Here is a 15,819-nt window from a genome sequence, read left to right as displayed (position 1 = left end):
TGTCGCCTTACCCCTTCAGCAGGCACAACGCCGGCTTCATTCAGCTCATACAGGAAGTCCACCATGGCCTTGTCGATTCAAACCAACTACTCCTCCCTGATCACCCAGACCAACCTGGGCAAGACCAACAACCTGCTGGCCACCAACCAGCAGCGCCTGGGCACCGGCCTGCGTATCAACTCCGCTTCCGACGACGCCGCCGGCCTGCAGATCGCCACCCGCCTGAACGCCCAGTCCCGCGGCATGGACGTGGCCATGCGCAATACCAGCGACGCCATCTCCCTGATGCAGACCGCTGACGGCTCCTTCAGCGAGCTGACCGACATCACCCAGCGCATGAAGGACCTGGCTACCCAGGCTGCCAACGGCACCAACACCACCGACGACGGCAAGGCCCTGTCCGCCGAGTTCAACGAGCTGGGCAAGGAACTGAAGAACATCATCGCCAACACCAAGTTCGGCGGCGATGCGCTGTTCGGCGTCGATGGCGCCAGCGGCAAGTTCGGCGCCACCGGCGGCGTGACCTTCCAGATCGGTTCGGACAAGGCCGAGACCCTGAACGTCGACGTCACCACCGAACTGAAAGCCGTGACCGACGCCTTCGGCGCCCTGACCACCCAGTTCCAGGCTACCAGCGCCGACGGCACCGAGCTGGAAACCATCACCAACGCCAACGGCTCCATCGACAAGGCCAACGATGCCCTGGACGCCATCGGCGCCCTGCGTGCCCAGTTCGGTGCGAACATCAACCGCCTGCAGCACACCTCCAACAACCTGGCCAACATGAAGGACAACACCGACCTGTCCAAGGGCCGCATCATGGACGCCGACTTCGCCGTCGAAAGCGCCAACATGAGCAAGAACTCCATGCTGATGCAGTCTGGCATCTCCATGCTCAAGCAAGCTGGCCAGATGCCCAGCATGATCATGGGCCTGCTGGGCTAAGCCCCGGCCAGCGCGAGGAGCCCCCCGCCTCGCGCGCCCTGATCCGCCATCGCCCCGCCCAGGCGGGGCGTTGTGCTGTCTGCGGGTCCGCTGACAAACGGCATGGCGACTACCGGTCGCGGTGCAGCCCCTCTGCGTCGGTGGTTTCTAGGCTTGCGTGAAAATTGCAAGCACGAGTGTGCAAAATTCAGAACTTGCACCCACATTTTTCTGACGTCAAAATAATGCCTCTGCCTCCATGGACAAATGGAGTTTCCCCGCGACCGTCTAGGGAGCGGCTCGCAAGGGCAAGATGAACACACTCACTTCCACGCCAGCGGACAGTCGGCCGATCGCCTGCCTGACCCTCCGTACCGGGCGTTCCGATTGCGTCGCGCAGTTCTATCCCGCGCTCTATCAACTCGACCTCGACCGTGACGGCCAGGTGGAGCGTATCGACCTGGGTTTTTCCGGCAGCCGCGTGCTCGAACGCCTGCTGCAGAGCCCGGGCGACGTGGTGGCGCGCGATGAGCTGCTGACCCACGCATGGTCCGACCGGGTGGTCGGCCAGGGCAGCCTGAACCAGCAGATCTACACCCTGCGCCAGGTGCTGGCGGACGAGAAGCAGCGGCAGATCATCCAGACGCTGCCGCGCCGCGGCTACATGTTCAACCCGCAGTACCTGATCGGCCAGGCCAGCGAGCCGGATGCGGAAGTCACCGACGCCACTCCGGAGGTCATTCCGCTGGAGGAAGTCGTTTCCGTCCCCGGGCTGCGTCCGCCGAACCTGCGGCGCCTGAAACTCGCCGCCGCCAGTCTCTGCACCTTCGGCCTGCTGGTCCTCTCCGGCGCCTTCTACTACACCCAGGTTCGCAGCCCGGTCCTCACCGCCGAACAGAAAGTCGGCTCCCTGCAGATCACCTACGTCGAAGACAACGAGCAGGACCTGCAGCGGCTGATCAGCAACACCCGCCCCCTGGCCCACCAGCTGGCCGACCTGGCCAGCCGCCCCATCGGCCTCATGCTGCACATGACCTCGGGCTTCTATGAACTGGTCTGCGTGCAACCCGAAGGCAATTCCAACTGGCTGCTGATCCATGAAAGCCAGGTCGCCCGGATTCCCCAGGAGCAGCTGCGCAAGTGCCTGAACTGAACCTACGCCGCCAGCTCGGCGCGGCGCGCCGCTGCCTGGTGATCTCGCTGTTCGGCGTGATCTGCCTGACCCTGGCGCTGGGCATGCTGTGGAAGCACGCCCACAGCACCTCGGCCATCGACGGCCGCTACGCCTCTTCCGGGCAGGTGCTGCTGGGCAACGGCAAGGTGCTGGAGATCGCCCAGACCACCATGTTCCATGAGGGGCGCTTCTACTCGATGATCCAGCAGGACGCCAACATCCTCGAAGTCTCCGGCCTGGTCGGCAGCGACCTGGGCGGACGCTTCCAGCTGCAGGTGGAGGAAAACAGCATCAGCAACCTGCAGGCCGACAGCGGCCTGGACAGCGAGCTGATCTTCAACCTGCTCTACGGCCGCCAGCGCGGCGCCCGCATCACCCTCGAACCCCTGGGCGGCTGCCTTTATGGCGTCGAGACGCGCCAGGTGTTCTGCCCGCGCCACCTGCGCAATCGCTGAACCCTCTCAGAGCTTGAGCGTCGGCTCCGCCGCCCTGGCGGGAGCCGTTGCTTCGAGCGCCGCTGAAGCCGGCGCCTTCTCCTCCGCTTCCTGCCGCAGCTGCGGCTGCGGCTGCGGCTGCGGCTGCGGCTCGACGAGCTTCGCGCCCGACTCCGAGTAGTGCACCTGGGCATAACTCTCGCCGAAGATTTCCCGGTACAGGCTCTCCGCACGCCGGGTCAGCAGAAGGATTTCGATGCGCCGGTTGGCGCCGTTCTCCGGGTCCTCCGGGCGCAACGGCATGACGTCGGCCTGGGCCGCCACCTGCAGGACATGCGCGGCCGGCAGGCCGCTGTCGACCATCACGTTGCGCGCACGCAGGGCACGGTCGCCGGAGAGGTTCCAGTTGTTGTAGCCATCCGGCCGGCGGTATTGCACGGCATCGGTGTGGCCACTGAGGATCAACCTGTTCTGCACCTTGGCCAGCACGCCGGACAGCGCGCCGAGCAGGGTCTGGAAGTGCGGATCGAGGGTCGCCTGGCCACGGGCGAACATGAAGCGCTGCTGGTCGTCCTTGATCAGGATGCGCAGCCCCTGCGGCACCACCGTCACCTCGATGTTGGCCAGCGCGTCGACCTTGCCGGACACCTCGCGGATCAGCTCGGCCAGCTCACGCAGGTCCTCGTTGCTGTCGTACTGACGGCCTTCGCCGTCCTGCTGCACGCTGGAGTCCTTCGCCTGTTCGCCCGCCTTGCCCTGCTTGCCAGCCTCCAGAGCCAACTGCGGCGCGGGCTTTTCCGGGGTCTTGATCGGCTGCGGCATGCCGTCCAGCTCGATGGGTGTGCGGCTGGCGCCATCGAACACGCCGGCGCCGCCATCGACCACCGGGTTGGCGTCCTGGTCGCCCACCGCCACCGGCTGCGGCTCGGTCTGCGGATGGACGATCCACAGCACCATGAACAGCGCCATCATCGCCAGGGTGAAGTCGGCGAAGGCTACCTTCCAGGCGCCGCCGTGCTCGTCATCGTGGCCTTTCTTGCTGCGGCGCTTGATGATGACTTCGCTGTGCTTGTCGGCACGCTTCTTCATGCTGCGTCCCGCTCTTCCTCATAGCGGGTGACCCAGGTCTCCAGCTGCTTGAAGGCCGGTTTCACGTCCTGCTCGATCAGCTTGCGACCGGCATCCACCGCCAGCAGCGTGGGCTTGCCGGCAACGTGGGCGACCAGCGTGGTCCGCACGCATTCCAGCGCCGACAGCTCGGTCTTCACGCGCTGCGACATGGCGTTGGACAGCGGGTCCATCAGGCAGTAGCAGACGAAGATGCCGAAGAAGGTCCCCACCAGCGCGGCAGCGACGTGGGCACCGATCTCGGCGACCGAGCCACCGATGTTGCCCATGGTGATGATGATGCCGAGGATCGCCGCGAGAATGCCGAAGCCGGGCATCGCCTCGCCGACCTTGTGCAGCGACTTGGACGGCTGCAGCAGGGCGTGCTCCATTGCGTCGAGTTCCTGTTCGAGGAAGCCTTCGAGCTCGTGGGCGCTGATCTTGCCCATGGCCATCAGGCGGAAGTTGTCGGCGATGAACGCCATCAGGTTCTTTTCCTGGAGGATCAGCGGGTAGCGGGCGAACAGGTCGCTCTGCTCCGGCTCCTCGATGTGCGCGTCGAGCACCTTCAGGCCGCCGACGTCGACCATTTCCAGCAGCTCGTAGAGGAGCATCAGCAGCTGCCGCTGGAACTCTTCGCCACGGCGCTTGAAGACAAACACGCCCTTGATCTGCGAGCACATCTCCAGCAGCACTTCGCGCGGATTGGCGACGACCAGGGTGCCCAGGCCGGCGCCGAGGATGATGAGCATCTCCGCCGGTTGCCAGAGTGCGCGCATGTCGCCATGGGCCATGGCGTAGCCGCCGAGCACGGCGGCGATGATGATCAGGGCGCCGATGATTTTCTGCATGGTGATGGGTTCTTCAGAGAGGGTCGGGATCGTTGAGGAAACGGCTGCACTTGCCGATCGCCTGCTTCATCAGCTGGCAGATGCGCGCATCGGTCAGCTCCAGCACCAGGGCGATTTCCTTGAGGTTCAGCTCGTGCTGGTAATACAGGTTGAGGATCAGCCGCTCGCGCTCGTTGAGGCGCTCCAGCGCCTGGGCCAGCAGGCGCTCCTTGAGCACACGTTCTTCCAGTGCGTCACCGCTGCCCTGCACGCCGTCGTGGCCGTTCTGCAGCAGCGCATCGAAACTCTCGATGGCCTCGGAGGACTCGGCGCGCAGATAGTCCTGGTAGCCCGCCTCGTCGAGGCCGGTGGCGGCGAGCACTTCCTCGTCGCTGGGCACGCGGCCGAGCTGGCGTGCCAGCGCGCGGATGCCGTCGCGCACCTTGTGCGCCTGCTGCCGCACCTGGCGCGGGCGCCAGTCCTGGCGGCGCAGTTCGTCGAGGATGGCGCCGCGAATGCGCAGCGCGGCGAAACGGCCGAACTGCTCATCCGGCTCACCGTAGCGGCGCAGCCCTTCGAGCAGGCCCATCAGGCCGATCTGCTCCATGTCCTCGCGATCCAGCACCTGGTTGGCCTGCAGCGACAGCTGGCTGACGATGCGCCGCACCAGCGGCAGGTACTGCATCATCCAGCGCTGCTCGGCCGCCGGCGACAGGCGCGCATGGCCGCCTTCGGGGCTGTCGTAGCCACCGGCACCACTGGCATAGCTGAGGGCAGGATCGCGAAGGGCGTGCATGGCGGTTTACTGGACGATCATCTTGCTGAGCATCACGTGCTCGAAGGGCACCACCACCTTGCGTGCGGCGAAGTCGTCGATCACTGCCTTCTCCAGGCGTGCCTGCACGTCGCCGATGGGCATCGCGCGCAGCACTTCGAACTTCTCCGGGGTCAGGTTGGCAACTACCGAGCTGCGCACCATCGGCGCGACGCTCTCGAGCTTCTTGCGCTCCTGCTCGGCCTTCGCCTGCAGCACCAGGTCGATCACGAAGTAGTGTTCGCGGTCCTCGCCACGGGAGCTGACGATGATCTTCTCCACCGGCACGAAAAGGTACTCGGCACTCTCCTGCTCTTCCTCCTCCCTGGCGTCGTCCTTGCCACCCTCCTTGCCGGAAGCGGCGGCGGCCGGGGCGAGGCTGGCGGCCTTGATCATCTTGTAGTTGACGAACACGCCACCCAGCACGACGGCGATATTCACGATGAGCATCAGTAGAACGAGACGCGGCGTGGTCATGGGGTTTCTCGAAAAATCCTGTGGGAGTACGGGCCGCTGGCGGCCTACACGGTAATCAGTACGTCGCTGTCGCCACGCGGCGAGGAGCGTTCGCCCGCCTGCGCATCGCGCGGGTTGGCGGCCACCGCAAGCTGTTCCTCGGCGAAGCGCTGGCGGTGCTGTTGGCCCTGCTGGCCGGACTGCGAATCGGATGAGACCTGCACGTTGACCTGCAGGAAGTTCTGCCCGACCAGCTCCTGGCGCAGGCGCTCGCTGGTGTTCTGCAGCAGGCGCACCACGTCGCCGTTGGACGCGGATATCTGCACGTTGAGCTGGCCGGCCTCATGGCGCACGAGGATCTCCAGGGCGCCCAGTTCCGGCGGGTCGAGGCGGATCGTGGCGTTCTGCACACGCTGGCCGAGTTGCAGCTCGACGTTGTCGCGTAGCGCACTGACCATCTGCTCACCCCAGTGGGCCTCGTTGCTGCCCTTGAGGTGCAGCGGCCTGTCGAACAACGGCGAGGCCGGTGTCGAGGCGGCGGGCTGGGCGGTGCCGTCGGTGGCCGGCAAACGCGGATCGAGTACAGCGCCCGGCAACGTCGGAACGCCGGACTCCGGCGCCTGTGCGGCAGCGGCCAGGTGCTGTTGCAGCAGCGTCTGCGCCTGGCTCTGGGTCGCCTCACGGGGTGCCGGCGCAGCGGCCTTGGCGGGCTCCTCGGAGAGTTCGGCAGGCGGCAGCAACACATCTTCCGGCTTCACGGCGGCGGGCGTCGGCTGCGCAGACGTATCAGCTGCCTGGGTGGCGAAGCCGGCCACGCGGGCGCTGGTCTGCTCGGGCGGATTGTCCCGTGCCTGCACCACCAGGCCAGCCTGACCGAGCATGCCGGCGAGCCAGCTCTCCGCACCAGAGGGCGAAGACGCTTCGGCCTGCTGGCCCGGCGTATCGCTGTCGCGGGTGTCCGCGGGCAGTGTTTCAGGCAGCACTGGCGCTGCGGCGTTGGGCTGCTGCAGCGGCTCTTCGATCTGCGCGGTGTCGAACTGCGCGAGGAAGGACTGCACGGTGATGGTCCGCTCGCCGGCATTCGACGGCATCATTTGCTGCGCCTGGAAGCCGGCAACGCTGGCAGCACCGGCGTCATCACGACGCGAATTCTGCGGGCGCGCTTCGGCCACCACAGGTGTATCGCGCTCGGTGCTCGGCAGGGACTGGGTCGGTAGCTGAATCACGGTCTATCGACCCTCCTGGTACGTATCCACCTGCATGTATGCCGAGCGTCCCTCGGCATATTCCAGGTGCGAGAGCAGGAGGCGACGCAGACGCTCGCACTCCTCGGCGCAGGCCTGCGAGGCTTGCTCATGCAGGCGCTTCAGGTGCTTCCTGGCCAGCAGCACATCAGCCGCCAGCTCGGTGCGCGAGGACATCGCCACCAGTTGCGCGCGGATCGCCAGGTCGACCTGCCCCATGGCTTTCCAGTCCTTGCGCTGCAGCGCCCCGCCGAGCCGTTCGTACAGCTGCAGCAGGCGCTGGCGATCATCCACGGGCGGCACTCACGCCCTCCCAGCCTTCACGCAGGATGCCCAGCAGGCGCACCACTTCGTCGATGCCGGCGACCTCCAGCGACACGCTGACGTCGGAGAGGCGGTAGATGCAGTAGTCGTAGAGGCGCGCCAGGCCCTGCACGGTCTCGCCGCCGTTCTCGTAGTCGAGCGCGCCGTTGAGGCCGTTGAGAATGTTCAGGCACTTCTCCAGGGAGCGGCCCTTCTGCTGGTAGCGCTTGTGCTCGATGTGCCCGCGGGCGCGGGCCAGTTCGTCGAGCAGGCCGTCGAACAGCACCAGCACCAGTTCATAGGGCGAAGACGAGGCGGCCTTGGATTCCAGGTCGATCATCCGGTAACTGTCGTAGCTTTCGTTCATGCCGTAGGCGGTCATCCGAACATCCCGCTGGTCTGGTCCATCGACTGCATGGTCTGCATCATCGAGGTGTATTGCTTGAGGTAGCGCGCGTAGTAGGTGTCGTACTGCTTCTGCAGGTTGTCGTAGTCATCGTCGACGCGGCGCAGGCTGTTGTTCAGGGCGTCCTTGCGGTTCTTCATGACGCCGTTGACGCTGTTGGTGTACACGGCGACGCCCTTGTCCAGGCTGTCGAGCAGGTTGCCCTTGCCCATGAACAGCTTGTCCAGGGCCTCGGGGTCGCTGGCGATGGCCTTCTCGAAACGGGTGGCGTCGAGGGTCAGCTTGCCGTTGCGGTCGGCACTGATGCCCAGGGTGATCAGGTTGGCGCCGCCGAAGCTGGTGCGGACCATCTGGTTCAGCGCGTTCTCGATGGAGCGCACGCTGGAATCGCCGGCCAGGGCGCCGCGTGCGTTGCCGTTCTGGTCGCCGGCGGCGGTCAGGCTGTCGATGGTGCTGGCCAGCGCGTTGAAGGCGTCGATGAAGGTCTGCACCTTCTTCTTGGTTTCGCTCTGGTCCTGGGCGACGGTCAGGCGGATGGCCTGCTCGCCGGACTTCTGCGCCTGGGTGAAGGTGGCGCTGACGCCGTCGATGATGTTGTCGAAGGTGTTGCTGGAGTTGGTCAGCAGCATGCCGCTCTCGCCGCCCAGGCGGACGCGGGCATCCTGTGCCCTGGACAGTTCCTGCGGGTTACCGATGGCGTTCTCGAAGGCGCTGTTGGCGCTGTCGGTGCCGCTCAGCGACAGGCTGATGGCGTTGTCCGCGCCGGACTTCTCGGCACCCAGCACCAGCGACACCTGGCCGTTGCTGCGCACCAGGGTGGCTTTAACGCCGGTGTTGTCGGTGGCCTTGTTGATCGCTGCGGCCAGCTCGTCCAGCGAGTTGCTGCCGTCGCCGTCGGTGTCGATGCTGCTCAGGTCGATGTCGAACGACTTGCCGTTCTGGGTCAGGGTCAGGGTGCCCTGGGTGTCGACATCGCCGGCCTGCAAGCCGGAGAAGGACAGCTGGTGGCTGGTGGCGAGCTGCTCGACGAAGAAGTCGTAGCTGCCGGGCACGGCGTTCTTGTCGACCTTGGCGGTCAGGTAGCCGTCCTTGCTGGTGGTGGCGCTGTTCACCAGCATGCTGGTGTTGCTGCCGGTCACGCCCTGCAGGCTTTTCACCGCCGAGGAGAAGGTCTTGAGCGCCGACTCCAGGGAGGTCACGGCCGTCAGCTGGGACTGGTACGAGGTCTTGTTGCGGTCCGCCTTGTTCAGGCCGTTCTGCACTTCGTACGTGGCCAGCTGCTGGGCCATGCTTTTGACGTAATCGGAATCTATGGTCGCCATCTGAATCCACCTCTTTGGGTCGGAAGAGCAATTACGGTGCCAATGCCAGAAGGCCCGCAGCACGGGGCTTTCCGGGATTACCGGGGAGAAGTTTCACTTCCGCCCGGCGTGCCTTGGCGCGCAGCGGGAAGCGGTATTTCCGCCTGCCGGGTGCGTGCCCTGATGGAGGGAAAGGGCGACCGTGGGGAGGGATTCGTTAAGCGACTCTGGCGGGGTATTTTCGCGAGCTACGACGGGATTGGGTGCAGTGCGGTTCGCGAGCAAGCTCGCTCCTACAAGGGAATGCCGGCGCGCTCTTCGTAGGAGCGAGCTTGCTCGCGAACAGAGCCGGGAAAACGCGAAGCGTGGGTCAGTACAGCTGGCGCGAATAAACCGGCTGTTCGCGAGGATCGCCCATCAGCTGACTGAGGATGTCGTGGTGCATCGCCAGCAGCTTGCCGTTGCGTTCGTTGAGGCGTTTGCACTGGGCGGTGAGCTGGCCCAGTTGCTGCCACTCCTGCTGCAATTCCTCGCGACGCGGCGGCTGGTAGTTGGACAGCAGCGTACGCATGCCGTCGGCGTCCATCGGCAGCTGGAAGGCGCGCAGCACGCGGCTGCGGCGCTGGGCGCGGCCGGCGACGGCTTCGAGCAGGGCCTGGATATCCGGGTTCAGCGCTTCGATCTGCGCGCTGTCCCGCGCCAGCAGGTGGCGATACAGCTCCTGCAGGCGATCGCGCAGCGCCAGGCAATCGCGGCCATCCTGCTGGATGTCCTGCTCGATGACCTGCAGCAGCCGCGCGCGCTGGGTCATGCGTCGCTGCCGCGGTGGTAGGAGAGGATGCTGGTGGCAAGCACGCTGGTGTCGTTCTGCAGCTCGCCATTCATCAGCGCGCGGCGGATTTCGGCGACGCGGCTCTGGTCCACGTCGGGCATGGCGCGCAGGGTTTCCTGCATTTCGTCCAGGCGCAGCGAATCGCTGACCGGCGCACTGGCGCTGGTCTCCGCCACCGGGGCGACGCGCTCGCTGCGCGCGCTCTTGGCGGACTCGCTGGTGGCCAGCGCGACGCTGGTCAGTTGCCGGGTGATTTCCATGGTCGGTATCCGAATGTCTTTGGGCCTTTCACTCAGAGGGCGACCGCCTCGGAGGAAAACTTAAATGTCGAATTTCGCGGAACAGACGGCGGATAACCGCAAGCGGTTATTCGCCCTGCGGATCCCCCGCGTAGGGCGCATAACGCGGCACGCGTTATCCGCCATTTTCGCTGGCCACGTTCACGCCCGCGCCCGCCACCAGGACTGCGCGGCGAGGCCATCCTGGATTTTCTGCTCCTGCTGCGCAAGCTGCAGCTGCCACAGGCCGACCCTGGCCTCGATCACCTGGGCCAGCACCTTCTCGCTGCGCATGGCCGCCATCAGCTCGCCCTGGATGCGCGCCAGGGTCTGCTCGGCGACTTCCAGCTCGCGGCGCTGCAACTGCAGCATCTTGTGCAGGGTGGCCTTGTACTGCTGCTGGTTGTGCCGCTGCAGCGGCGTACTGGTGGCCACGCTGAAGCCGCACAGGCGATCCAGCCCGGTGATGTTGTTGCGGTAGCGCTGGCAGAGGTTCTGCTGGTAATTCACCCGCCCCAGCAGCTCGCGGACCTTGCCGCCGCGCACATCGGCCAGGCGCCCGAGCATGTCGATCTGCGTCTTCATCAGCGGCCCCCGACGATGCTTTGCAGGGTAGCAACGCTGCTGCCCAGCTCCGCGCCGTCGGCGGTCTCCTGGCGCAGGTAGCGTTCCAGCATGGGCGCCAGCTGCACGGCGCGGTCGGTCTTCACGTCCATGCCCGGGGTGTAGCCGCCCAGCGGGATCAGCTCCTTGATCCGCTCATAGGTGCCGCTGAATTCCTTGAACTGGCGCGCCGCGGAGAGGTGCAGCGGGTCCGCCACCTGGCTCATGCAGCGGCTGACCGAGGCGCCGATGTCGATGGCCGGGTAGTGCCCGACGTCCGCCAGCCGGCGCGACAGCACGATGTGCCCATCGAGGATGGCGCGGGCGCAGTCGACGATCGGGTCCTGGTGATCGTCGCCCTCCGCCAGCACGGTGTAGATGGCGCTCAGGCTGCCGGTCTCGCCCTCGCCGTTGCCGGCGCTTTCCACCAGCTCCGGGAGCATGCCGAACACCGACGGTGGATAACCCTTGGTGGCCGGCGGTTCGCCCAGGGCCAGGGCGATCTCGCGCTGGGCCATGGCGTAGCGGGTCAGCGAATCCACCAGCAGCAGCACGTCCTTGCCCTGGTCGCGGAAATAGGCGGCGATGCTGTGACACAGCTCGGTGGCCTTCAGGCGCATCAGCGGCGACTCATTGGCCGGCGCTACCACCACGACTGCCTTCTGCAGGCCTTCCGGGCCGAGGGAATGCAGGATGAACTCCTGCACCTCGCGGCCGCGCTCGCCGATCAGCCCGACCACCACCACGTCGGCCCTGGTCTGCCGGGTGATCATCCCCAGCAGCACGCTCTTGCCCACCCCACTGCCGGCGAACAGGCCGACGCGCTGGCCCTTGCCCAGGGTCAGCAGGCCGTTGATGGCGCGCACGCCGACATCCAGCGGCTCGGACACCGGGCGCCGGCGCAGCGGGTTCACCTGCGGCAGCTCGGTGGGCAACGGGTGGCGGCCGGCGAGCTTGCCGAGGCCGTCCAGCGGTTCGCCGAGGCCGTTGACCACGCGCCCCAGCCAGGAATGATCGATGTGCAGCACGGCTTCGTCCGGCGCCGGGAAGACCCGCGAGCCGGAGGTCAGGCCGACGGGCTTCTTGAAGGGCATGAGGTAGGTGATGTCACGGTTGAAGCCGACCACCTGCGCCTCCAGGCGCTCGCCGTCGGCGACTTCCACGTAGCAGCGCTGGCCGGTCATGCGCCGGCAGCCGAGGCTTTCCAGCAACAGGCCGGAGACCCGCACCAGGCGACCGCTGACCCGCGCCAGCTGGACCGAGTCCAGCGAGCGCAGCGCTTCCTCGAGCTTGAAGCCGTCGCCCAGGGCCATGTCAGTCTTCGTCCTGCAGGTGCGCGCTCAGGGCTTCCATGCAACTGTCCAGGCGCTGCTGGCAGCCGATGTCCGCTTCCGCCTGGGCAGTGACGACGCGGCATTCGCCCAGCGCCAGGCGCTCGTCCGGCACCAGCCGCCACCTGGCGGCGCGCTCGGGGTTCAGCTCGCGGATACGCGCGCATTCTTCCGGGTTGAGCAGGATCTGCACGTCGCCCTGCTCACCCGGCATGGCCGCGAGAGCTTCCTCGGCCAGGGTCAGCAACTGGGTGGGGTTGAGCGTCAGCTCGACGCGGATGACCTGTTTCGCGACCTTCTGCACCAGCTCCAGCAGCTCCTTCTGGCGGCTGCGCTGGAAGGCCTGGTGGTACTCGCCGAAGGCCTCGACGGCGGCCTGCAGCGGCGCGCTGGCCTCGTCGAACACCTGGCGGCCGGTGGCACGGCCTTCCTCGCGGCCCTTGCGCAGGCCATCCTGGCGACCGGCTTCGAAGCCTTCGCGCAGGCCGGCTTCACGGCCTTCGCCGACGCCATCCTGGTAGCCCTTCTCCAGGCCTTCCTGGAAGCCGTCGGAGATGGCGCGCTGGCGCGCCGCCGGGTCGCTGTCCCAGCCATGGTTGTCGGCGCTGGCGGTGGCGCAGCGCGGCGGGAAGCGGTACGGACGCCAGGCGCGGCTGTCGGCCTTGATGACTTTGATCGCCATGCGCGGTTACTCCACCGTCTGCTCGCGGAACAGCTGCACCTGCAGGTCGCCGTCGGCGGCCAGCTCGCGCACCACGCCCATGATGTCCTTGCGTACCTGCTCCACGCGGCTCAGCGGCACCGGGCCCTGGCGGCGGTTGATCGACTCCATCTGCTGCGCCTGGCGCTTCGGCATGGCGCCCTGGATGGCGCGCACCAGCTCGGGCTCGGCGCCCTTGAGGGCGACCACCCACTCGTCCAGCGGGATGACTTCCAGCAGGGTCTGCAGCACTTCCTGGTTCTGCCGGGAAAGGATGAAGAAGTCGTACATCTCGTCTTCGATCCTGCCGACCAGGTCGTCGTTGTGGGCGCGCAGCAGCTCGAACATCTGGTTACGGTCGCCCTTGAAGCGGTTCATGATGTCCGCCGCCTGCTTCACTCCGCGCACCTGCGAACCCTGGGTGGAGAGCACGCGCAGGCTGCGATCGATCAGTTGTTCCAGCTCGGCAATGACATCGCTGTTTACCTCGCTGAGGTTGGCGATGCGGAACAGCAGCTCGTCCTGGCGCTCCGGCGGCATGGCTTCGAGCACGTCGGTGGCCATGCCCGGCGGCAGGAAGGCGAGGAACACCGCCTGCATCTGCGCGTGCTCCTTGGCGATCAGCGCGGCGAACTGCTTGGGATCGATCCACTCCATGCGCGCCATCTTGGCGCGGATTTCCTCGCCGTAGATGCTGTCCAGCAGATTGCGCGTGATGTCGCTGCCCAGCGCCTTGCCGAGCATGCCGGCGAGGTAGGAGCGCGACGCGCCCTTGATGCTGGACTGCAGCTTGTAGTCGTCGAAGAACCGGCCGATCACGTCGGAGACGGTGTTCTGCTTGACGTTGGACAGCCGCGCCATCGCCTGGCTGATGCTGACGATCTCCTCGCGGCTGAAGTTGCGCAGGATGCCGGAGGAGGCTTCGTCACCCATGCTCAGCATGAGGATCGCCGCCTGTTCCAGGGAGCTCACGGCGCGCATCTGCGGGCCGCGCTTTTTCGTTTCTTCAGGCAGGCTCGTGTCGGTCATTGCGGCCAATCCAGTGCTTGATCACTTCCGAGACCCGTTCCGGGTCGTTCTTCGCCAGCATCTGCAGATGCTCGATCTGGTGCTCCAGGCCCGAGCCCGGTGCCGGCAGGCGGATTTCCGAGAGCGGGTTCAGCTCGCCGAGCACGTTGAGCCCACCGACGCTCTCGCTGCCCAGCGACAGGCGCCGCTCGGCGTCCAGCGCCAGCGGGTACTCGGCGCCGCCCTCGGCCAGCTCGGCGGTGGCCGACGGCTGCGTGCGCTGGGTCAGGCTGCGCACGGCCGGGCGCACACCGAACAGCAGGAACAGCAGCGCAATCAGGCCGAGCACGGTGTAGCGCACCAGCGACTGCAGGGCGCTGCTCTCCCACCAGCTGGCGGTGGACTCTTCCACCGCGGTGGCAGCGAAGGGGAACACGCTGACGGTGATCAGGTCGCCGCGCTGGGCGTTGAAGCCCACGGCGCTCTTGACCATGGTTTCGAGGTCGGCGCGGGCCTTGTCGGTCCAGCCGCCCTCGGGCGCGGTGGAGGCGTTGATCACCACAGCGACGCTCTGCTGGCGCAGGGCGAAGGCCGGGTACTTGATGTGGGTGACGCTCTGGTCGAAGTCGTTCTGCCGGGTGGCTTCCTCGCGAGTCGAGGTCGCAGCCTTGTTGCCGGTACTGGCGACCTTGCCGTTGCCGGGGGGCCCCCCAGCAGCTTGATTGTTGCCCTGGGCGTTGTTCTGGCCCTGCTGCACTTGTGGCGGCGGCTCCGGCGGGCGGTTGCTCAGCGAGCCGGGCACGCCGAGAGCAAGCTGGTCCAGCGTGCTCTCGTTGCGCAGCACTTCGCTGCGCAGGCGCGGCGCCTCACCGTAGGCCTGCAGGGTTTCTTCCTTCTGGCTGAAGTCGATATCCGCGGACACGCTGATGCGGTAGTTGCCCAGGCCGAGTACCGGCGCCAGCACTTCCTCGACATTGCCCACGGCCTTGCGCTGGTACTCGTCCACCGCCTGCCAGTTCTGCGAGGGGCCGCCGACGCCACTGATGCCGCGCGACAGCAGCACGCCGTTCTGGTCCACCACGCTGACATCTTCGGACTTCAACTGCGGCACGCTGCCGGCCACCAGGTTGACGATGGCGCCGACCTGCTCGGGGCTCAGCCGCTGGCCGGGCGCCAGTTGCAGCAGTACCGAGGCCTTGGCCGGGTCGCGCCGGCCGACCACGAAGGAATTGCTGTCCTCGCGGGCGACGTGCACGCGCGCCTGCTCGATGCCTTTCAGGCCCATGATGGTGCGGGCCAGCTCGCCTTCCAGGCTGCGCTTGAGGCGAACATCCTGGAGGAAGTGACTGGTGCCCAGCGGCTCGTCCTTGTCGAACAGCTCGTAGCCGGCCGGCAGGGACACCTTCACGCCCTTGGCTGCGAGCAGCATGCGGGCGCGCGCCAGGTCTTCCTCGCGCACCAGCACCTGGCCGCTCTGCGGGTGCAGGCGATAATCGAAGGCCTCGGCGTCCAGCACCTGCATCACGTCGGCGGCAGGATAAGCTTCGCCGGCACCATACAGCGGGCGGTAGGCACCCTGGTCGCGCCACAGGTAGAAGACCACGGCAGCGGCCAGCAGGGCGGCGCCCAGGGCGATGCCGAGCAGCCCCAGGCGCGGGTCGAGCTTGAGTTTGTCGAGCGGCAGGCGCCCTTTGAGATTCTGCAGCACTGTCAGTCCTTACAGCGGCATGCGGATGATTTCATCGAAGGCGCCGGTGAGCTTGTTGCGCACCTGCAGCAGCGCGGAGAACGACACGCTGGCCTTCTGGCTCTGGAGCATGGCGCCGACCAGGTCTTCGCTCTGGCCGCTGTCCACCGCGGCCATGGCGGCGCTGGACTTGTGCTGCTCGGCGTCCACCGAGCGCAGTGCCTGCTCGAAGCTGGCGCCGATGCCCGCAGCCGGCGCATCGCTTGCGAGCTGCGCGGAGGGCCGCACGGCCGGGCCGCTGGCGAGGTCGGCGTAACGGTTCATCCGGTCCAGCATGTCCTGCTGCACCTGCATGATCGAACTCATGGAAGTTTCCCCCGGAAACGA

At 66.7% G+C, this 15,819-nt stretch carries 19 protein-coding genes; 3 read left to right on the top strand and 16 right to left on the bottom strand.

The genetic code is table 11. The features are described from left to right. The first annotated feature begins 63 nt into the window (after window positions 1-63). The 3 genes from lafA to J2T47_RS02490 all read left to right on the top strand — a co-directional run bounded on the left by lafA (window position 64) and on the right by J2T47_RS02490 (window position 2,553). Complete coding sequence (lafA, locus tag J2T47_RS02500) at window positions 64-945, top strand: lateral flagellin LafA (RefSeq protein ID WP_138213248.1); 882 nt, start codon at window positions 64-66, stop codon at window positions 943-945. 292 nt (window positions 946-1,237) lie between these two features. Continuing rightward, window positions 1,238-2,077 (top strand): winged helix-turn-helix domain-containing protein, encoded by an 840-nt coding sequence (locus tag J2T47_RS02495; protein WP_253442104.1) that lies wholly within the window; start codon window positions 1,238-1,240, stop codon window positions 2,075-2,077. Further along, on the top strand, window positions 2,065-2,553 hold the full coding sequence (locus tag J2T47_RS02490) for a hypothetical protein (protein ID WP_253442102.1): 489 nt from the start codon (window positions 2,065-2,067) through the stop codon (window positions 2,551-2,553). The genes J2T47_RS02495 and J2T47_RS02490 overlap by 13 nt, the downstream gene beginning before the upstream one ends. A 6-nt stretch (window positions 2,554-2,559) precedes the next feature. Here the strand turns inward: J2T47_RS02490 and J2T47_RS02485 are convergent, their stop codons facing one another. The 16 genes from J2T47_RS02485 to J2T47_RS02410 form a co-directional block, all read right to left on the bottom strand. Then, a complete protein-coding gene (locus J2T47_RS02485; RefSeq protein WP_253442101.1) occupies window positions 2,560-3,621 on the bottom strand; it encodes an OmpA family protein in 1,062 nt (353 codons plus the stop codon). After that, window positions 3,618-4,490: a flagellar motor stator protein MotA gene (motA, locus tag J2T47_RS02480; RefSeq protein ID WP_138213252.1), complete on the bottom strand. Its 873-nt coding sequence runs from the start codon at window positions 4,488-4,490 to the stop codon at window positions 3,618-3,620. Before motA ends, J2T47_RS02485 begins: the two co-directional genes overlap by 4 nt. A gap of 13 nt (window positions 4,491-4,503) precedes the next feature. Further along, the gene (locus J2T47_RS02475; RefSeq protein ID WP_253442100.1) at window positions 4,504-5,265 is read right to left on the bottom strand and encodes a FliA/WhiG family RNA polymerase sigma factor; all 762 of its coding nucleotides are present in this window, start codon (window positions 5,263-5,265) and stop codon (window positions 4,504-4,506) included. A 6-nt stretch (window positions 5,266-5,271) separates the two neighbouring features. Beyond that, window positions 5,272-5,760 (bottom strand): flagellar basal body-associated FliL family protein, encoded by a 489-nt coding sequence (locus J2T47_RS02470; RefSeq protein WP_253442099.1) that lies wholly within the window; start codon window positions 5,758-5,760, stop codon window positions 5,272-5,274. Between the two features lie 44 nt (window positions 5,761-5,804). Further along, window positions 5,805-6,965, bottom strand: coding sequence for a flagellar hook-length control protein FliK (locus tag J2T47_RS29310; protein WP_253442098.1), 1,161 nt, complete (start codon window positions 6,963-6,965; stop codon window positions 5,805-5,807). A 3-nt stretch (window positions 6,966-6,968) separates the two neighbouring features. Beyond that, complete coding sequence (locus J2T47_RS02460) at window positions 6,969-7,286, bottom strand: hypothetical protein (protein ID WP_253442097.1); 318 nt, start codon at window positions 7,284-7,286, stop codon at window positions 6,969-6,971. After that, entirely contained in the window at window positions 7,270-7,668 is a 399-nt protein-coding gene (gene fliS, locus J2T47_RS02455) for a flagellar export chaperone FliS (RefSeq protein WP_037017149.1), read from the bottom strand. The genes J2T47_RS02460 and fliS overlap by 17 nt, the downstream gene beginning before the upstream one ends. Next, on the bottom strand, window positions 7,665-9,014 hold the full coding sequence (gene fliD, locus J2T47_RS02450) for a flagellar filament capping protein FliD (RefSeq protein ID WP_253442095.1): 1,350 nt from the start codon (window positions 9,012-9,014) through the stop codon (window positions 7,665-7,667). Before fliD ends, fliS begins: the two co-directional genes overlap by 4 nt. A 349-nt stretch (window positions 9,015-9,363) precedes the next feature. After that, complete coding sequence (flgN, locus tag J2T47_RS02445; RefSeq protein ID WP_253442093.1) at window positions 9,364-9,804, bottom strand: flagellar protein FlgN; 441 nt, start codon at window positions 9,802-9,804, stop codon at window positions 9,364-9,366. Next, complete coding sequence (gene flgM, locus J2T47_RS02440) at window positions 9,801-10,085, bottom strand: flagellar biosynthesis anti-sigma factor FlgM (RefSeq protein ID WP_045213327.1); 285 nt, start codon at window positions 10,083-10,085, stop codon at window positions 9,801-9,803. Before flgM ends, flgN begins: the two co-directional genes overlap by 4 nt. Window positions 10,086-10,265: 180 nt before the next feature. Next, window positions 10,266-10,688 carry a flagellar export protein FliJ gene (locus J2T47_RS02435; protein ID WP_253442091.1) on the bottom strand — a complete coding sequence of 141 codons (423 nt, stop codon included), beginning with the start codon at window positions 10,686-10,688 and terminating at the stop codon, window positions 10,266-10,268. Beyond that, window positions 10,688-12,019, bottom strand: a complete 1,332-nt coding sequence (gene fliI, locus J2T47_RS02430; RefSeq protein ID WP_253442089.1) for a flagellar protein export ATPase FliI — start codon at window positions 12,017-12,019, stop codon at window positions 10,688-10,690. The genes J2T47_RS02435 and fliI overlap by 1 nt, the downstream gene beginning before the upstream one ends. 1 nt (window position 12,020) lies before the next feature. After that, window positions 12,021-12,719 carry a flagellar assembly protein FliH gene (fliH, locus tag J2T47_RS02425; RefSeq protein WP_253442087.1) on the bottom strand — a complete coding sequence of 233 codons (699 nt, stop codon included), beginning with the start codon at window positions 12,717-12,719 and terminating at the stop codon, window positions 12,021-12,023. A gap of 6 nt (window positions 12,720-12,725) precedes the next feature. Then, window positions 12,726-13,766 carry a FliG C-terminal domain-containing protein gene (locus J2T47_RS02420; protein WP_253442085.1) on the bottom strand — a complete coding sequence of 347 codons (1,041 nt, stop codon included), beginning with the start codon at window positions 13,764-13,766 and terminating at the stop codon, window positions 12,726-12,728. Next, window positions 13,744-15,453, bottom strand: a complete 1,710-nt coding sequence (fliF, locus tag J2T47_RS02415; RefSeq protein WP_253442083.1) for a flagellar basal-body MS-ring/collar protein FliF — start codon at window positions 15,451-15,453, stop codon at window positions 13,744-13,746. The genes J2T47_RS02420 and fliF overlap by 23 nt, the downstream gene beginning before the upstream one ends. Before the next feature lie 9 nt (window positions 15,454-15,462). Further along, on the bottom strand, window positions 15,463-15,798 hold the full coding sequence (locus J2T47_RS02410; protein ID WP_253442081.1) for a flagellar hook-basal body complex protein FliE: 336 nt from the start codon (window positions 15,796-15,798) through the stop codon (window positions 15,463-15,465). Window positions 15,799-15,819 lie beyond the last annotated feature (21 nt).

It is taken from the genome of Pseudomonas nitroreducens (assembly GCF_024170165.1).
GTDB lineage: Bacteria > Pseudomonadota > Gammaproteobacteria > Pseudomonadales > Pseudomonadaceae > Pseudomonas > Pseudomonas nitroreducens_C.
Note: the sequence above shows the minus strand (reverse complement) of the source record. Positions and strands in the feature narration are given on the sequence as shown.